At 64.3% G+C, this 17,020-nt stretch carries 15 protein-coding genes; 5 read left to right on the top strand and 10 right to left on the bottom strand.

The genetic code is table 11. The annotated features are described in order from the left end of the window. Genes ACV17W_RS20450 through ACV17W_RS20435 form a run of 4 tightly spaced genes read right to left on the bottom strand, consistent with a single transcriptional unit; the run spans position 1 to position 3,482 of the window. The gene (locus ACV17W_RS20450) at positions 1–984 is read right to left on the bottom strand and encodes a Bug family tripartite tricarboxylate transporter substrate binding protein (protein ID WP_462594198.1); all 984 of its coding nucleotides are present in this window, start codon (positions 982–984) and stop codon (positions 1–3) included. Continuing rightward, positions 981–1,748 (bottom strand): citryl-CoA lyase, encoded by a 768-nt coding sequence (locus tag ACV17W_RS20445; RefSeq protein WP_462594197.1) that lies wholly within the window; start codon positions 1,746–1,748, stop codon positions 981–983. Before ACV17W_RS20445 ends, ACV17W_RS20450 begins: the two co-directional genes overlap by 4 nt. Continuing rightward, complete coding sequence (locus ACV17W_RS20440; RefSeq protein ID WP_462594196.1) at positions 1,745–2,254, bottom strand: MaoC/PaaZ C-terminal domain-containing protein; 510 nt, start codon at positions 2,252–2,254, stop codon at positions 1,745–1,747. The genes ACV17W_RS20445 and ACV17W_RS20440 overlap by 4 nt, the downstream gene beginning before the upstream one ends. A 52-nt stretch (positions 2,255–2,306) precedes the next feature. Beyond that, entirely contained in the window at positions 2,307–3,482 is a 1,176-nt protein-coding gene (locus ACV17W_RS20435) for an acyl-CoA dehydrogenase family protein (RefSeq protein WP_462594195.1), read from the bottom strand. 285 nt (positions 3,483–3,767) lie between these two features. On the opposite strand from ACV17W_RS20435, the gene acnA reads away from it, so the two are divergent. The 5 genes from acnA to ACV17W_RS20410 all read left to right on the top strand — a co-directional run bounded on the left by acnA (position 3,768) and on the right by ACV17W_RS20410 (position 10,188). Further along, positions 3,768–6,467, top strand: a complete 2,700-nt coding sequence (acnA, locus tag ACV17W_RS20430) for an aconitate hydratase AcnA (RefSeq protein WP_462594194.1) — start codon at positions 3,768–3,770, stop codon at positions 6,465–6,467. Between the two features lie 101 nt (positions 6,468–6,568). Continuing rightward, complete coding sequence (locus tag ACV17W_RS20425) at positions 6,569–7,768, top strand: DUF2863 family protein (RefSeq protein ID WP_462594193.1); 1,200 nt, start codon at positions 6,569–6,571, stop codon at positions 7,766–7,768. Positions 7,769–7,782: 14 nt separating this feature from the next. Next, complete coding sequence (gene earP, locus ACV17W_RS20420; protein WP_462594192.1) at positions 7,783–8,892, top strand: elongation factor P maturation arginine rhamnosyltransferase EarP; 1,110 nt, start codon at positions 7,783–7,785, stop codon at positions 8,890–8,892. Between the two features lie 148 nt (positions 8,893–9,040). After that, a complete protein-coding gene (gene efp, locus ACV17W_RS20415; RefSeq protein ID WP_462594191.1) occupies positions 9,041–9,598 on the top strand; it encodes an elongation factor P in 558 nt (185 codons plus the stop codon). 122 nt (positions 9,599–9,720) lie between these two features. Then, on the top strand, positions 9,721–10,188 hold the full coding sequence (locus ACV17W_RS20410) for a DUF1178 family protein (RefSeq protein WP_462594190.1): 468 nt from the start codon (positions 9,721–9,723) through the stop codon (positions 10,186–10,188). A gap of 78 nt (positions 10,189–10,266) precedes the next feature. Here the strand turns inward: ACV17W_RS20410 and ACV17W_RS20405 are convergent, their stop codons facing one another. The 6 genes from ACV17W_RS20405 to ACV17W_RS20380 form a co-directional block, all read right to left on the bottom strand. Continuing rightward, positions 10,267–10,980, bottom strand: a complete 714-nt coding sequence (locus tag ACV17W_RS20405; RefSeq protein WP_462594189.1) for a DUF2968 domain-containing protein — start codon at positions 10,978–10,980, stop codon at positions 10,267–10,269. 79 nt (positions 10,981–11,059) lie between these two features. Beyond that, positions 11,060–12,457 carry a sigma 54-interacting transcriptional regulator gene (locus tag ACV17W_RS20400; RefSeq protein ID WP_462594188.1) on the bottom strand — a complete coding sequence of 466 codons (1,398 nt, stop codon included), beginning with the start codon at positions 12,455–12,457 and terminating at the stop codon, positions 11,060–11,062. A gap of 38 nt (positions 12,458–12,495) precedes the next feature. Beyond that, on the bottom strand, positions 12,496–14,595 hold the full coding sequence (locus tag ACV17W_RS20395; protein ID WP_462594187.1) for a pilus assembly protein TadG-related protein: 2,100 nt from the start codon (positions 14,593–14,595) through the stop codon (positions 12,496–12,498). 21 nt (positions 14,596–14,616) lie between these two features. Continuing rightward, positions 14,617–15,078 carry a DUF3613 domain-containing protein gene (locus tag ACV17W_RS20390; protein WP_462594186.1) on the bottom strand — a complete coding sequence of 154 codons (462 nt, stop codon included), beginning with the start codon at positions 15,076–15,078 and terminating at the stop codon, positions 14,617–14,619. A 44-nt stretch (positions 15,079–15,122) separates the two neighbouring features. Further along, positions 15,123–16,028: a tetratricopeptide repeat protein gene (locus ACV17W_RS20385; protein WP_462594185.1), complete on the bottom strand. Its 906-nt coding sequence runs from the start codon at positions 16,026–16,028 to the stop codon at positions 15,123–15,125. Continuing rightward, positions 16,028–17,020, bottom strand: a complete 993-nt coding sequence (locus ACV17W_RS20380; RefSeq protein ID WP_462594184.1) for a type II secretion system F family protein — start codon at positions 17,018–17,020, stop codon at positions 16,028–16,030. Before ACV17W_RS20380 ends, ACV17W_RS20385 begins: the two co-directional genes overlap by 1 nt.

Genomic DNA, 17,020 nt, shown 5'->3' with positions numbered 1-17,020 from the left:
TCAGTCCGGGGCTATGCCGGCGGTCTTGACGACTTTCGTCCATTTCGCCAGTTCGCTCTCGTGGAACGCCCGCATCTCGGCTGGCGAGGACGGCGTGATCGTGAAACCCGCGCCGGCGAGTATGCGCTCCACCTCGGGCAGTTGAAGCACCCGGCGCAGTTCTGCATTCAGCGCCGCGACCACCGGCTCCGGCGTGCCGTACGGCACGAAAACCGCGAACCAGGCGCTCACGTCATAGCCGGGCAAGGTATCGGCCACCAGCGGTGTTTCGGGAAATTCGTGCGAACGGGTCGAGCCAGTCAGGGCCAGCAACTGCACCTTGCCCGCTCGGGCATGCTCCGCCGCGGACACCGCTGGCTCGATCATCAGGTCGACATGCCCGCCTATCAGGTCGATCAGGGCCGGCCCACTGCCTTTGTACGGCACATGAACTATCTTCATGCCGCCCATCTGCATCAGCAGTTCGGTGGCTACGTGCTGAGAGCCGCCTACGCCGCCCGTGGCATAGTTCAGCTTGCCGGGCTTCTGCCGAGCGAGTTCCACCAAAGCGCCGACGGACCCGGCCGGCAAGCCCGGGCGCGCCAGCAGCGCGAACGGTGTCGACCCGATGAGACCCACCGGCGTGAAGCTCTTCATGGGATCCCAGGACAGGCCTGTGCTGACCACCGGGTTGATGGCGATGGTGCCGATCGTTCCCAGCCCCATCGTGTATCCGTCGGCAGGCGCACGTGCCAATGCCTGAAGACCAATAGAACCCATGGCGCCGGCCAGGTTCTCGACAACCACGGGCTGCCCCAGTCCGATGCCCATTTTGTCGGCGATCACCCGCGCCACCAGATCGGTCGACCCGGACGGTGCATTGGGGACAATCATCTTGAGCGGCCGGGTGGGAAAGTCCTGTGCCTGTGCCTGCACACCGACCAGGCACAGCAAGCCGGCCAACATCAAGACCGGGCCACGAAATCCGCGTGAAAAGACGTTCATGTTGTTTCCTTGCTGTAGGGCACATTGGTGCTGACCAGATTCCAGACGTAGCGGGCAGAAGGCTTGTTCTGCTCTTCATGGATATGCCCGACCAGGCCGGCAGCCCGGCTCACTACGGCTATGCCTCGCATGATCTTCTGCGGGATGCCGATCTCGCCCAGAACGGCCGCCACCGCGCCCGTGACATTGATCGTCAGGTGCCGGCCCATCGCCTTGTCGACTTCTTCGGACAGTACGCTCAGCGCCTCGATGTGGCGTCCGCTCGCGCCATGGCGCCGCGCCACCTCGAACAGCTTGGGCGAGCGCGGATCATCGGGCTTGTGGAATGGGTGTCCAAATCCGGGGACGGCGAGGCGCGCCTGCACGTGCCGACGGGCGATCTCGGCCGCACGGGACCGCAGGTCCTGCGGCTGGGACAACAGATCATCGATCAAAGCGGCGGCGCCTTCCATGGTGCCGATGAAGGTGCCCCCCACCCCGAGGATGCCGGCCGCGATCGCGCTCTGCATCGCTTCGGGCGTCGAGTCGTATATCTGGCGGGCCACGATTGAGCTGGGCGTGAATCCATGCTCCATCAGGGTCACCAGCACGGCATCCAACACCCGTGCCTGCAGCGCGGTGGGGCGCTGGCCCATCATTTGAAGGAACATCATCTCGGCGAACGTCGTTTCGCCGATCAGATCGTTCACCAGGTCGACTTCGCGGATGTGGATACTGTCACTGCTGTGGCGCGCGATGGATGTCGTGGGAGCTGCAGGCTTCATGTCGGCTCCTGGGTGCCGGATTGCACGGGCCGGGTCCTGACCACCAGGTGCCATGTGCTTTCCATGACGTCTTCGCCACGCTGGTTGACTGCCACACGCTTCATGACAATCGTGCCCCGATCAGGCTTGCGACCGGGAACCCTGCCCGCGATTTCCAGCCGCACATGCAGGGTGTCGCCCAGCTTACACGGCCTGAGGAAGCGGCATTCAAGACTCTTCAAGCCTAAGATCGAAGGCTCCAGGTACTTCATCAACGGCAGGCGGGTACACAGGCCCGAACTGATGGACAACACCAGCAAACCATGGGCAATACGGCCTCCGTGCTGGGTCTGGCCGGCAAATTCCGCATCCACGTGCAAGGCGTTGTAGTCGGCCGACAGGCCAGCGAAGTTGACGACATCCGCTTCGGTGACAGTGCGTGCCGAAGTCTTGAAGCTGTCACCTTCGGCGAAGTCTTCAAAATAAAGAGGCGTCGCCTCGACGAGTGCGGATAAGCGTTCTGACATGCGCAGGTTCCCCTTCAGGAGCAATAGGTGTTAAGTGAGCACCGCTGGCAATTCAGCCGGCCGGCGCACCGAAGGCTGACACCCCCAGCAGGTCGCGGCCGATGATGAGCGTCTGTATTTCGCTGGTGCCTTCCGGAATCACGGCGCCTCGCGTATCTCGAAAAATGCGCTCGATCGGATACTCTTTGCTGTAGCCCATTCCGCCATGCGCCTGCAGCGCGAGATCGGCGACCTCATGGGCGGCCTGCGCCGCATAAAGCTTGGCCACCGAACATTCCATGCGTGCAGGAAGCCCGCGATCGAGGGCACGGGCTGCGCGCCGGCACAATTGCCGCGCCGCGTCGGTCCTGACTTTCATGTCCACGACCATCTTCTGCACGAGCTGGAAGCTGGCGATAGGCTGCCCGAACTGTTTGCGGGTGCGCGTGTATTCCACTGACAGATCCAGGGCCGCCTGGGCGGCACCCACCGCGCCGGCGGCTACCGACAGCCGGCCGAAATTCAATCCTCGCAGAATGGCCTTGAGCCCTTCGCCCACATTGCCCAGCACATTGGCTGCAGGCACGCGGGCGTCGTCGAACGACATCTCTGATGTGACCGTCGACCGAAGAATCATGGTTTCCATGCGTCGGGCCGTGTAGCGCGTCTGCGTGCGGTCCACCAGGAACGCAGTGATGCCGCCCGGCTCGCCTTCGACGGAAGGCATCACCCTTGCCATCAGGATGCCCAGGTCGCCGATGGCGCCATTGGTGATCCACATCTTCGTGCCGTTTATCACGAACTCGTCGCCCTCGCGCCGCGCTCGCGTTTCCATGCCCGCAACGTTCGATCCGTGATCCGGCTCGGTGATGCCGATCCAGACCCGCAGGTCGCCCGCGAGCAAGGGAGCCAGGTACTGCTCCTTCTGGGCGGACGTGCCCAGTGCATCCAGCAGCAACACCGCCATGTTCATGGTGTTCAGCGTGGCTCGCAGGCTATGCCAGCAATATCCCGCCTCCTCCATGAGAATGGCGTAATCCAAGTGAGACAGGTCATACCCACCGCGGCTCTCCGGCAGAAATCCGCCCAGCAATCCGAAATCGGCCAGTCGCCTGGGGAGGGACCAATCGAATTCCGCCCTGGCTTCGTAGCCCGGGACTGTGGGTGCGACCTCGCGGCGCAAATATTGCGCCAGGTTGGCGCGAAGCTCGCGCTGCTCAGGCGTCAAATCGTCATCGTCTTGCAACATGCAGTCTCCTGGCACCCCGTGGCTTTCAGCCTGGTAAAACCTTTTCTTCTATCCTGAAATGATCCGGCAAATAAAAAAGCCCCGCCACAAGGGATTACCCTTGTCGGGGCAAACAAGCGAGGGACTTCAGGCCGGGAACTCTTTGCGGGCAACGCAAGTCTTATATAAGATATAAGATACAAGACCAGTGCACCGCGGGCCGTTGTGTCTCACATACAATGACAAGCGCGCCAAAACGCCACAAAATGGCAGCTTTACGCGGTCCTACACCCACGGAGTCCCATCATGCCGCATAACACGTTCAATACCCTGCAGAAGTTCAAGATCGGCAATAAATCCTGTCAGTTTTATTCTCTGCCTGCCTTGGGCAAGGCCTTAGGGGTAGACGTGCAGCGGCTGCCCGTATCGATCCGCGTCGTGCTCGAATCGGTACTGCGCAACTGCGACGGCAAAAAGGTAACCGAGGAACACGTGCGGCAATTGGCCGGCTGGCAAGCCAATGCCAAGCGCGAAGACGAAATCCCGTTCGTGGTCGCGCGCGTAGTGCTGCAAGACTTCACCGGCGTGCCGCTTCTGGCCGACATCGCAGCCATGCGGTCGGTTGCCGACAAAATGGGACAGGACCCCAAGCGTATCGAGCCCCTTGTGCCGGTGGACCTGGTGGTCGACCACTCGGTCATGATCGACTACTTCGGCTCGAAGAACGCGCTCGACCTGAACATGAAGCTGGAATTCAAGCGTAACCAGGAACGCTATCAGTTCATGAAATGGGGCATGCAGGCGTTCGATACGTTCGGCGTGGTGCCTCCCGGTTTCGGCATCGTGCACCAGGTGAACCTGGAGTATCTGGCGCGCGGCGTGCACCAGAAAGACAATATCTACTACCCCGATTCACTGGTGGGCACCGACAGCCACACCACCATGATCAATGGCATCGGCGTGGTGGGCTGGGGCGTGGGCGGCATCGAAGCCGAGGCCGGCATGCTCGGCCAGCCCGTTTACTTCCTGACTCCCGATGTGGTCGGGGTGGAACTCAAGGGCCAGCTGCGCGGCGGCGTCACCGCCACGGACCTGGTGCTGACCATCACCGAGATGCTGCGTCGTGAGAAGGTCGTCGGCAAGTTCGTCGAGTTCTGCGGCGAAGGCACCGCGAGCCTGTCGGTGGCCGAACGCGCCACCATCGGCAACATGGCGCCCGAGTATGGCGCCACCATGGGCTTCTTCCCGGTTGACGAGCGCACGATCGATTACTTCGAGGGCACAGGCCGCACGCCCGAGGAAATCGCCGCCTTCGAAGCCTACTTCAAGGCCCAGAAGATGTTCGGCGTACCCAAGGCCAGCGACGTCAATTACACCAAGCTGCTGACGCTCGACCTGTCCACCGTGGCCCCCTCGCTGGCCGGCCCCAAGCGCCCGCAAGACCGCATCGAAATCGGCAACGTAAAGAACACCTTCATAGACCTGTACTCGAAGCCCACCTCCGAAAACGGCTTCAACCAGCCTGCCGACAAGCTGCAGCAGACCTTCACGACCAGCGCGGGCACGAAGATCAAGAACGGCGACATCCTTATCGCTGCCATCACCTCGTGCACCAACACGTCCAACCCCAGCGTCCTGCTGGCGGCCGGCCTGCTGGCCAAGAAGGCCGTCGAGGCCGGCTTGAAAGTGCCCAAGCACATCAAGACCTCGCTTGCGCCCGGATCGCGTGTGGTAACCGAATACCTGACCAAGACCGGGCTGCTGCCATATCTGGAAAAGCTGGGTTTTGACGTGGCCGCCTACGGGTGCACCACCTGCATCGGCAACGCCGGCGATCTCGCCGCCGACCTGAACGAAGCGATCATCGACAATGACCTGGTGTGCGCCGCCGTACTGTCGGGCAACCGCAACTTCGAAGCGCGCATCCACCCCAACATCAAAGCCAACTTCCTGGCTTCGCCGCCGCTGGTGGTGGCCTACGCCCTGGCCGGCACCATGACCCGCGACCTGATGACCGAACCTGTGGGCCGCGGCAAGAACGGCGACGTCTGGCTGGGCGATATCTGGCCCAGCACCGAAGAAGTGCAGTCCCTGATCAAGCACGCCCTCGACCCGGCGGCGTTCCAGGCCAACTACGGCCAGGTCAAGAGCAACCCCGGCAAATTGTGGGAGAACATCAAGGGCGTGACCGGCGACACCTACAACTGGCCCGAGTCCACCTACATTGCCGAACCGCCGTTTTTCCAGGGATTCGGCATGGAACCCGATGCCATGCCGCCCATCAACGGCGCGCGGGCGCTGGGCATCTTCGGCGACTCGGTCACGACGGACCACATCTCGCCGGCCGGCGCCATCAAGGAAACTTCGCCCGCCGGCAAGTGGCTGAAAGAACACGGCGTAATGAAGGCCGATTTCAACAGCTATGGTTCACGCCGGGGCAACCACGAAATCATGATGCGCGGCACCTTCGCCAACGTGCGCATCAAGAACCTGATGATCCCCGCCCTGCCCGATGGCAGCCGCTACGAGGGCGGCGAGACGCTGTTCCAGCCCAGCGGCGAGCAGATGTCGATCTACGACGCTGCCATGAAGTACGTCGCGGAAGGCACGCCCACCGTGGTATTCGGCGGTGAAGAATACGGCACGGGCTCTTCGCGCGACTGGGCGGCCAAAGGCACGCAACTGCTGGGCGTCAAGGCCGTCATCGCCCGCAGCTTCGAGCGCATTCACCGCAGCAACCTGGTGGGCATGGGAGTTCTGCCGCTGCAGTTCATTGGCGCCGACAGCGTCGAGTCGCTGGGCATCACTGGCCAGGAAGTCTTTGACATCTCGGGGCTCGAAAACGGCATCAAGCCCATGCAGGAAGTGACCCTGACGATACGCCGCGCCGACGGCTCGCGTCAGGATGTGCCGGTACTTCTTCGCATCGACACCCCGATCGAAGTCGAGTACTACCAGCATGGGGGCATTCTGCCCTTCGTGCTGCGCCAGCTGCTCGCTGCCTGATAGCGCGCAACGCCCCCGGGCTTGCCCGGGGGCGTCCGCAGCCGGCGGGCGTTAAACTAGCGGGTTACCTCTCCCCTTACTTTGGACACCCGCAAGAAACAATGGCCCGAGCCCGAAGCCCCTCTTCCCCCCGCCTGAGCCGCGATGCGTCGCGCCTGGTGGCGCTTGCCCAGTCGTTGAACCGCTCCGGCAGCCGGGTCGAAGATCTGTACTGGGAAAACCTGCTCGGCGAATCGATACGCAAGCTGATGCGTGCCGCCCAGGATGCACCGCTGGAATCTGCGCTGGACCACTTGGCGCAGCACGATCCGGGCGCCTATGAAGTGCTGATCGAACAAGCCGAAACCTTGTCCGAATCAATGTACATCGACAAGAACGGGCAGCGTTACGACGTGCTGCTCGTCGTGGCCCCCATCGTCGCATGGACCCGCTACGCCATCCCCACGGGGCCGATCGCGGCCCCGGCGCAGCAGGCGCTGCTGGCCCAGCTGCACGGCCACGTGCTGGCCGAAGGCGCGCGAGCCGCCTTGCTGCCCTTGCTGGTCAGCATCGAGCAAATGCCGCGCACGTTCTCGGAAACCTGGCAATGGATGCAACGCCTGGGCAACCAGGCCCTGGGCGCCGAATCCGTCATGCCTGCCCTGCGCAACGATTCCGAAGCCGCGAACATGCTTGCCGACACGCGCTACGTCGTGGCGGCAGTGGCGGTGCCGGAAGGCGCGCCCATCTTCCGCTGGCAGGAACAGCCGGGCGACGCCACGCACAGCCGCGAAACCTGCCTGGCCAACTGGGTCGAGCAGGCGCAGCCGACACTGGCGTCTATGCTGCCGGGCTGCGGTATCGAATGCCTCTTGCCCGATGCCTACTACGTCAGCAACCGCGAGGGCGACCGCCGCGTCCGGCCACTGTCGCTGCGGGCGGCGGTCAGCTGGCTTGAAAGCGCCGTGAACCTTGCCCCGGGCGAGTTGCGAGCGGTCGTGGCGGGCTGCGGAGACGTGCGCATCGAGGAATACCGGGTGGGCTTCACCGCCCGGAACGGCAACGATGTGTACTACGGGTGCGTCTGGCCGCTGTATGGCCGTGACGAGGAAGCGCCGGCTGAAGACCAGCCCGACACCGTCGACGAGATCGCGGCGCTGCTCAAGGAAATCGGCGTCATCGATGTACGCCGCATACCCGGGCTGCTGCCCCCCGAGTACTGCGAGGATTGCGACGCGCCGATGTTCCCGAACCCGCTGGGCGAACTGGTGCACGCCGAATTGCCCGAAGACGCGAACCCCGCGCCGGCACAGTTCCACTGACCCGCGCGGGCGCCATGCGAGCCGACATCTTTTGCCGGGTGGTCGACAATTTCGGCGATATCGGCGTCTGCTGGCGCCTGGCGAAGCGATTGGCGCACGGACGCGGATGGCAGGTGCGGCTGTGGGTCGACGAGCTGGCCGCGTTCGCGCGCATCCAGCCCGGAATCGCCGTGGACGCGGGCCTGCAGCGATATGCAGGCATCGACGTCGTGCACTGGGCTTCCGATGCTCCGGCCTATCCGCCAGGCGACGTGGTGATCGAGGCGTTTGCCTGCGACCCGCCGCCCGCGTTCGTGCAGGCCATGCTGACCCGCCCGCCCATCTGGCTGAACCTGGAATACCTGAGCGCCGAGTCCTGGGTGGAAAGCTGCCATGCCATGCCTTCCCGGCGGGCCGACGGGCTGGTGAAATATTTCTTCTTTCCCGGGTTTACCGCCGCCACCGGCGGCCTGTTGCGTGAACCCGGCCTGAGTCACACCCGCGACCAGTTCCAGGCGTCGCGGGCCGCCCAGGAAGGTTTTTTGCGTGGCCTGGGCGTCGCGCCAGACGATCTTGCGGCCTGGCGCGACGGCGGCCGCCTTGCCACGCTGTTCTGCTATAACCATGCGCCGGTGGCCGCGATGGCGCGGGCCCTGGTCGAAAGCGGGCAAAATACACTGATGCTGGCGCCTGAAGGCGTGGCCCCTGGGCTGGAGCAACTGGAAGGGGGCGCCTTGCGGGTCGCTCGGGTTCCCTTTGTCGAGCAACCGGATTTCGACCGCCTGCTATGGTGCGCCGACCTCAATCTCGTTCGCGGCGAAGATTCTTTCGTGCGGGCCGCCTGGGCGGCGCGTCCGTTGGTCTGGCATATCTATCCCCAGGAAAGCGACGCCCATTTGCAGAAGCTCGACGCCTGGCTGGCGCGCTACCCCGCCCCTGCCCAGGCGCTGGCGTTGATCCGCGCATGGAACGCGCCCGGCGACGCCGGGGCTGCCCTGTCGGCGGCGCTGCCCGCCGCGCTGAGCCCGCCCGCGTGGCAGAATTGGCAACGTATGGCCCGCCAATGGGACGCCGATCTGTCAGATCGACCCGATTTGGCCGATACCCTGGCCGATTTTTGCGCAGAGCTGGCCCAGAAACGCTAGAATAGAGAGTTTTCCGAGTTCCTTTGCCCGCGCAAGTTGCGTCGAGCCAGGCCTCGACTTTGATTGCCTCCCGGGGCACGCGGGCCGCCATGCCGGCACCTGCGCGCAAGCACGGCGAGCGCGCCCTATTACCCGGAGTTTTAAATCGATGAAAACCGCTCAAGAATTACGAGTCGGCAACGTGGTCATGGTCGGCAAGGATCCGCTCGTGGTCCAGAAGACCGAATACAACAAGTCCGGCCGCAACGCTGCCGTGGTCAAGCTCAAGTTCAAGAACCTGCTTACGGGTTCGGGCAGCGAATCGGTCTACAAGGCCGATGAGAAGTTCGACATCGTGATGCTCGACCGCAAAGAATGCACTTACTCGTATTTCGGCGACCCCATGTATGTGTTCATGGACGAAGAGTACAACCAGTACGAAATCGAAGCCGAGAGCATGGGCGACGCTCTGAATTACCTCGAGGAAGCCATGCCGGTCGAAGTGGTCTTCTATGATGGGCGCGCGATTTCCGTCGAGCTGCCCACGATCGTGGTGCGCGAGATCACCTACACCGAACCCGCCGTGCGTGGCGACACCTCGGGCAAGGTGCTCAAGCCCGCCAAGATCAACACCGGCTTCGAGTTGAACGTGCCGCTGTTCTGCGCCATTGGCGACAAGATCGAAATCGACACGCGCACCAACGAATACCGCAGCCGCGTCAACTGACCGGCCGGCATTCCAGCACAAACGGCGCCGGCAGGCGCCGTTTGTGCTTCGGCGCTACACTGGGCCTATCCGGCCGGCGGCAGCCACTTGTTTTCCCCATCCCGCGCCCCATATTCCTCGACATGGCTCTCAAGGTATTCGATTTGCAGTGCGACCAAGGCCACGTATTCGAAGGCTGGTTCGGCTCGCACGAAGACTACGACTCGCAACAGGAACGCGGGCTGGTGTCGTGCCCCATGTGCGCATCGAACACGATCACCAAGCGGCTGTCGGCGCCGCGCCTGAACGTGGCGCACCTGCACGACTCGCCGCGGCCCCCTGCTTCCCCTGCCCCGGCCGCGGGCTCGCCCGACACGGCTGCCGTGGCTCGCATGCAGGCCGCCGTTCTGCAGCAGATTCGCAAACTGGTGCGCAAGACCGAAAACGTGGGGCCCCGCTTTGCCGAAGAAGCGCGCCGCATACACGAAGGCGAAGCCGACGACCGCCCCATTCGCGGCACCGCCACCCCCGAAGAGCGCGCTGCACTCAGCGAAGAAGGCATCGACGTGCTCGCGCTGCCCGCCTTCCTGGACGACGAGCGGATGCAATAGGCTTGCGCATCGTTGCAGGCACGCCATAAAGCAATGGGCCCCGACGAGGGGCCCATTGCTTTATGGCGGGGGATTGAGCTATCTGGTGCTCTTGCGCTTCGCGGCGGCGCTTCCCTGGTCGCGCTGCAGATCGGCCTGCTGCGCCTGCAATGCTTCGATCTGGCGTTGCATGGCGCCCAGTTCCTGGCGCAACTGCTGCTGCTGCAGGGCCAACGCGGCGGCCTGCTGGCGTGCCTGTTCCTGCCGGGCCGCCACTTGCTGCTCTTGCTGCTGACGCAACGACTGATCGGCCTGCAGCGTTGCCAGTTCGCTGCTGCGCTCGGCCAGGATGCGCTCGGAGTGGGCGTACTCGGCCTGCAGCTTGATGCGCTTGATGTCGACTTCCGCGAGTTCGGCCGACTGCTGGGCGAAGGCGCGATACGTCGATTCGGCCTGCTTGTCGGATTTCGTCTGCAGCACGCGCCAGAAATCTTTCTGTTGGAACAGGGCCACGTAATAGGTGAGATCGTCGGGCTTGAACAACAGGCTGGCGCCGTACGTGCCGTTATAAGTGGTACGAAGTTCCGACACCTGCCGGTTCTGGATCAGCGCCTGCAACTCGGCCACCGTGGAATTTGCCTTGGAAGTGGCGGGCGGTGGCGTAACAGGCGTATCGCCCGATACCCGGCTTTCTACCTGCTGGACCGGCGGACGGCTGGCTTCGGACTGTGCGCTTGCGCACGCTGCCAGCCCGGACATTGCCATGCCCAGCACGGCCAGACGCGCAGCGCTGTGAAGTTGTTGGACTTGCATGCCTACCCCAAGAAAACGTTGCAGAACTATACCAATTTATCGCGGCTTTCAGGAGCCTGATTTCGCTTGTTCGCGCCGTTCATGACGGCTCGGCCAGGCCTTCGGCGAGTTCGCTCTGATTATTGCCCAAGCGCAGTTTGCGCATTTTTTCCCACAGCACCTTGCGACTGATGCCGAGGTAGTGGGCAGTGTCCTGCCGTCGCCAGCCATTGGACTCTAGCGCGGCAAGGATACGCGCGCGCTCCGCGCGTTCGGCGACGGTGAACGGCGTGTCGGCCACTTCGGCCTGCCCCGCCGGCGGTTTGGCCGGAGGGCCGGCCAGCCTGTCGAATATCCGGTCGATCCGGGCCCTGTCCCATTGCTGGAACTGGCGGCGCACGATGGCCACGCGTTCGACCACGTTGGACAGTTCTCGCACATTGCCCTCGAATACCGTATTGGCCACCCTCTCGAGCAGCCATGCGGGAGGCGGGTCGTCCGGTTGGGCGTGGTGCCTTTCGAGCAAGGTGCGGAAGATGGCGATTTTCTCTTCAGGGCCTCGCTCTTCCAGGCTGGGAATATGAAGCTCGATGACCGCCAGCCGGTAGTAGAGGTCGGACCGGAATTCGTCCTGCGCGCAGAGTTCGCGCAGATCCTTGTTGGTGGCGGCCACCAGGCGAAAGTCCACCGGCACTTCGACGGAAGAGCCCAGCCTGGTGACGGCGTTCTGTTCCAGCACGCGCAGCAGCTTCACCTGCTGGTAGAGCGGCAGATCGCCGATTTCGTCCAGGAACAAGGTGCCGCCGTCCGCCTGCTCAAAGTACCCTTTATGCGCGCCGACCGCGCCAGTGAACGCGCCTTTGGCATGTCCGAAGAAATGCGCTTCGAACAGGCCCTCGGGTATGGCGCCACAGTTGACGGCCACAAACGGGCCATCGGCCCACGCCGCCCTGTCGTGCAACAGGCGCGCCACGCGCTCTTTGCCTACCCCCGTCTGCCCATGTATGAGCACGTTGTTGCGGCAATCGGCGTACATCTGCGCATCGGCCAACAGGTTGCGCATAGGCTCCGACACCGCCACGAAGGGTTGTTCGTTGCGCGTGCGCTGGCGATCGGCACGGTCGAGCGAGCCCAGCAGGTCGAACAGCTGCTTGCGCAGTTCGGCAGCGGTGAAGGTCAGCGGCAGCGTGTGCGAATACTCCGGCGGGTAATAGCGCGGGTCGTTGCCACGTGGCTCGGAGCCCACCCAGATCACCGGCATTCCCTGCGACGCCAGCCAGTCGTACCCGCTGAAGCGCTTGTCGCCCATGACCGAGACCGAGACCAGCGCAACCGCCGTGCGCGTCATGTCGCGCTGCGGCGGAAAGCTGGTGCCGGCGTCCGCGCGCACCACCATGACGTCCATGCCCGCCAGGCATCGCTCGGCGCGCGCCGCGATATCGGACACGCCTTCCCAGACGTATAGGTCGAAGTCGTCTCGGATCGTTTTGCTAGACATAGGCAGACTTATCCGGCCATGGGCATTTCGTCGTCATGTCAGTAGACCAGCCGCGGCTGACCGCAATCTACAGACAGCAGGGATACGTCGGTTTCTCCCAGATTCACCCCGAGCAGCGCCAACAGCTGCTGCAGCAGCAGGGACAAGGGGTCGAGCAAGGGCTGCAACAGCGCAATCACGATATTGAAGAAACCGCTGGCGGCTCCGGAGCCGGACAGCGCCATCGTGGCCACGGCGTCAATGCGGCAATTGCGTATGCCGTTGGGCGTCAGGTTCAGCACGCACACCGTGTCCGCGACCACTGCCGCCACCGTGTCGAGCACATTACCGACCACTTTGAGCGTCCCGCCGACCAGCCCCAGCAGCCCGCCGTTCACCACCCGGTTGTTGAGCTTCTCGATCTCCTGCGCTGACCAGTTCATTTTGTTGATCACCGCCGACACTGATTCACCAGACCCGGAGCTGCCTACCAGGCGCTCGGCAAACTGCTTGGCCTGGCCCGCCGGGATTCTTGCGCTCTGGTCATTCAGGTCTCCCAGCAAGCCGACCATCAGCGTATCGACCACATTGCGCGTCAGCTGAGTGAGATTCAGGTCCGTGGCCGTGACTGTCTTGCTGGACTCTTCGGATACGGGCTCGGTCAGCGTGACGGAAACGGGATCAGACGCCCTGAAGACGGGCAGGGTCACCCGGCTACTGACGGGGAGGATGCCCAGCACATTCAGTATCTGGTGGCGCTGCACCGACGTGAATTCGTCTTCTATACAGGCGTTCGTGCTCGAGAAAAAGGCCTCGTTCGACGTCATGTTCGGGAAGCGGCCGATACACACGTTCGCTACCGATGAGCGCACATCGAGCACCGCCTGGTGCGGTGTGAGCGGAGCCTGGCAGATCGATGTGAGCGTGGCGTCGGCCTGCCCCACCTCGACGATCAGCGGCAGGTCGACCTGCGTGCCCAAGGTGCTCAATATGGGACCGGCAATCGGAATGTTGGACGTGTTCACGCGCAGGTAGACGCGCACACCGGCCGTGCTGGCTTTGGTGCCCACGCCGCCCACGGCGATCGACGGCGGCTCGATCACGCGCACCCGGCTCTGCACGCCCAGCAGCGGCACATTCAAACCCAGGTCGATCAGATTCTCGCCATTGGCAACCATCAGCCCCGTCTGCAGGAGGTCGATGACGCGTATGTCCGCCTGCAGGGCGGCCTGTGCGTCAGTGGCCACGCCCACATCCAGCAGTCCGCCATCGCCGAACAGCTTGATCGGCACATTGAGCGGCGCGACACCCAGCAACACGTTCACGATGTCGGCCAGCAACCCGACCTGCGCCTGGGCCGTGCCGCTGCCGCGCTGCGCAACCGCCAGCGAGGCGTTCAGGAGATCGCCCAGGGATATGGCCGGGATGGCCGCCAGTTCTTCGGGCGAACCGATGGCCGCCAGTGCCGAAACGGGCAGGCCGAGCTCTTGCAATAATCCCGAAGGGGTGATGCCCAGATTGACGAGCCCGGCCGAGTCCAGCACGGTGAGCTGCGCCGGCGTGGCGCCCAGGGACGTCAGCAATTTGCCCAGCAGCCCGTCGGAGGCCAGGCGCAGCAGCCGGGACTCGACCGTGAATGCGGCGGTGGGCGCCGTGGTGGAGGCCACGGCCTCGACGGTGACGCGCGTTCCGCCGACCCAGCGCCCGAGCACGTCGGGGATCAAAGCGCTGAGCGTCTTGTCGATGCGTACGCGCACTGCATTGGCACGCTCACCGGCTGCCGTGTCGGGCAGGAACAAATGGCGGCCGGATGGGTCGGCGCGAGACGGATCCCAATACATGCACTCCACGGTTACTTCGCTTTCCGCGAGCGGGTCGACCAGCGCAGGCACATTCACCATGGCGTTGCGCCGCGCCGCAACCAGCACCGGCATGCCGGCGCCGCAATCGGCCACGGCCCCTGAGGGCGCCAACACCTGTACTGCCGACAGGGCCGCCAGGTCGGCGGCCTTCTGCAGTTCGCGCTTCATATAGAACAGGTAGCCAACCTGAACCGAGAGCAGCACGACCAGCCCGATCAGGACGGCGAAGCCCGCTGACAGGGTGATGGAGCCGCCCTGGCGAGCGGATAACGGCGAGCAACGCGGAAGGGGTGTCATAGGCTGGCCTGGCACGTACGCTTATTGGGTGCCCGTATCCACGCGTTCCGTAAACCATTGCGGGATCGGTTGATCGAAACTGCCCAGGTAGCGCTTCCACGAAGCCGTGGACACGGGCCCCAGGATCGGCAAGGCCCCGCCTGCGCGCCGGCCATCTGCCTGGGCGGCCAACAAGGCGCGGGTGACATCACCGATCTGTTCCGAGCGCTCGGCCGCACCGGAAGGCGTCGCGGTGGCGGGCGTCGCTACGCCGGGCGTCGCTGCACTGGCGGCCGGGGCCGCCGCGGGCGGGGGGGCGACAGGCATGGGCGTCTGCACCTGCCGCACCACGGGCCGGTCCGGCAGGGCTTGCGCCGGCGCCGGCGCAACGGGGGCCGGCGCAGCGGCGGGACTGCCCGTCAAGGGCGCATTCAGTTGCGCGGAGGCCGCCCACGGCGTGAGAGCCGCCAGGGCAAGCGTGAGGGTAATTGCGGATCGTGACATGGTCGTCTCTGTCATTTTCGTGATGCGTGGCGCGCTGCCTGCGCCTACTGCACCATCGGCGGGTTGATCATGCGGTCCATCACCGGCTGCAGCATGGGCATGACCACGTCGCGCCGGCTGGACACCTGGGTGACTTCACGTTCTGGATTCGCGCGGCTCATGTTGCGCACGACGACGTCGCCGGAGCCAGCGCCTGCGCCGTGAGCAGGGGCGGCCGGCGGGGAGCTGAACTGCATCTGGCTCGCCAGCTGATAGATCTGGCCGCGCGCTTCCTGGCCCAGGCGGGCCTGGTCCATCAGCCGCTGGGCCTGCACTGCGTTGCCTTCGATGACGAGCAGCAAAGCCATATTGGCGAGCACCTTGGCGTTGGTGGGATCCAGTTCGGCGGCCTTGCCCAGCGGTACGCGCGCGCCGGCGGTATCCCCCGCGCGCAACCTCGCATAGCCAAGGTCGCCCAGCATCTGCGCATCGGTGGGCGCCAACTTCACGGCCTGCTCGAAATTCCGCGCGGCCTCGGCGTAGTCGCCGCGGGCGCCGGCAAGCAGACCCAGGCCATGCCAACCTCGCGCGGCCTGACTGCCTCGCAGCAGTTTCCGGTACGCGGCCTCGCTCTGCTCTTCCTGTCCGGTGCGCCGCAGCGCATCAGCCTGCAGCGCAGCCAGGTCGTCGCTGTCGCCGAACTGCTGACGATAGGCGTCGATATAGGCCAGCGAAGCGAAATAACGCCCCTGCGCCTGGTTTTCGCGGATCAGGGCCAGCATCAGTTGCGGCTCAGTCGGCGGGCGATTGAGCGTGTCGTCGTCTTCGGACTGGCGCATCAGGGCCTGCTCTTGCTGCTGCTGCTGGATCAGGTCCCAGGCCGACTGCATCTTGTTGCCCTGGCATCCCGCCAGCAGCAGGGTCGAACACGCCGCGAGCAGCCAGTTGCGATGTCGCATCAGATAATTCATTACATTCCTCCCGCGATTCGCGACAGGCCGCGCACCACCGACAAAATTCCCATGCCGCCGGTGACGATCAGCAGCGCGGGCAACAAGGTCACGATCATGACGCCCGTCATCTTCACGGTCAGGTGCCCGATTTTCTCTTTGAGCTCGAAGCGGCGCTTGTCACGGATGCGTTGTGCGAAGCGATTCAGGGGTTCCTGCACTGCGCCGCCATGCTTGTCCACCTGCACCAGCAGCCTGCAGATGGCGGCGAGATCGTCGTCGCCGAAATCCTGCGACAGGCGCGCCAGCGATTGCTCGCGCGTGCGCCCGCGGGCATAGACGGCGGTGGCAGCCCCGAACTCGTGCCCCAGCACCGGCAACACCGGACTGAACTCGCTGACGATCACGTGCAGGCTCTGGTCGACCGACAAGCCCACGCCCTGCAACAGACGCAGCAGATCGACGAGCAACGGCAGCTCTTTGGATGCCTGGATCTTGCGCTGCTTGACCCGGCGCACCAGCAGCCACTTGGGCAGCATGTACCCCAGCGCGAAGCCGAAGAACAGCGTCAGGCCGATGACCACCATCGATCCGGGCCCGAACCACGCGCGCCGCACGATCACGGCAGCCACGGGCAGCAACACCGCCAGGCCGAAGCGCAACACGATATACCGCGCCCGCGCGACAGCCACGTTGCCAAAGCCCGCCAGTTCGATAAGTTTCTCGTCTTCGCCGGGCAGCAGCGAGCTGGACAGCCGGCCCTCTTCCAGGCGCTTGCCCAGGGCACTGGTGCCCTGAGCCAAGGTTGCCATGCGGCCCTGGGCCTGCCCCTTGCCGGGCGTGGCCAGCGCCGGATTGCTGGCGGCGAGCGCCTGTTCCATGACCATCATCGAACGGGACTGGCCTCGTAGGCGCAGAATGATGCTCACGCCCACGATCAGCAGCGCCACGGCCACCAGCAGGATGCCTGCGGCCAGCAGGTTCGAACGGGCGAATAAGATGAGTGAATCCAT

The organism is Bordetella sp. MIP270_01_BMS (assembly GCF_054958705.1).
The sequence above is the reverse complement of the archived record's forward strand: the minus strand, read 5'-3'. Positions and strand labels throughout refer to the sequence as shown.

Coding starts and splice junctions, on each gene's coding strand:
- ACV17W_RS20450 (WP_462594198.1), bottom strand. CDS start 984: ATGAACGTCTTTTCACGCGGATTTCGTGGCCCGGTCTTGATGTTGGCC.
- ACV17W_RS20445 (WP_462594197.1), bottom strand. CDS start 1,748: ATGAAGCCTGCAGCTCCCACGACATCCATCGCGCGCCACAGCAGTGAC.
- ACV17W_RS20440 (WP_462594196.1), bottom strand. CDS start 2,254: ATGTCAGAACGCTTATCCGCACTCGTCGAGGCGACGCCTCTTTATTTT.
- ACV17W_RS20435 (WP_462594195.1), bottom strand. CDS start 3,482: ATGTTGCAAGACGATGACGATTTGACGCCTGAGCAGCGCGAGCTTCGC.
- acnA (WP_462594194.1), top strand. CDS start 3,768: ATGCCGCATAACACGTTCAATACCCTGCAGAAGTTCAAGATCGGCAAT.
- ACV17W_RS20425 (WP_462594193.1), top strand. CDS start 6,569: ATGGCCCGAGCCCGAAGCCCCTCTTCCCCCCGCCTGAGCCGCGATGCG.
- earP (WP_462594192.1), top strand. CDS start 7,783: ATGCGAGCCGACATCTTTTGCCGGGTGGTCGACAATTTCGGCGATATC.
- efp (WP_462594191.1), top strand. CDS start 9,041: ATGAAAACCGCTCAAGAATTACGAGTCGGCAACGTGGTCATGGTCGGC.
- ACV17W_RS20410 (WP_462594190.1), top strand. CDS start 9,721: ATGGCTCTCAAGGTATTCGATTTGCAGTGCGACCAAGGCCACGTATTC.
- ACV17W_RS20405 (WP_462594189.1), bottom strand. CDS start 10,980: ATGCAAGTCCAACAACTTCACAGCGCTGCGCGTCTGGCCGTGCTGGGC.
- ACV17W_RS20400 (WP_462594188.1), bottom strand. CDS start 12,457: ATGTCTAGCAAAACGATCCGAGACGACTTCGACCTATACGTCTGGGAA.
- ACV17W_RS20395 (WP_462594187.1), bottom strand. CDS start 14,595: ATGACACCCCTTCCGCGTTGCTCGCCGTTATCCGCTCGCCAGGGCGGC.
- ACV17W_RS20390 (WP_462594186.1), bottom strand. CDS start 15,078: ATGTCACGATCCGCAATTACCCTCACGCTTGCCCTGGCGGCTCTCACG.
- ACV17W_RS20385 (WP_462594185.1), bottom strand. CDS start 16,028: ATGAATTATCTGATGCGACATCGCAACTGGCTGCTCGCGGCGTGTTCG.
- ACV17W_RS20380 (WP_462594184.1), bottom strand. CDS start 17,020: ATGGATTCACTCATCTTATTCGCCCGTTCGAACCTGCTGGCCGCAGGC.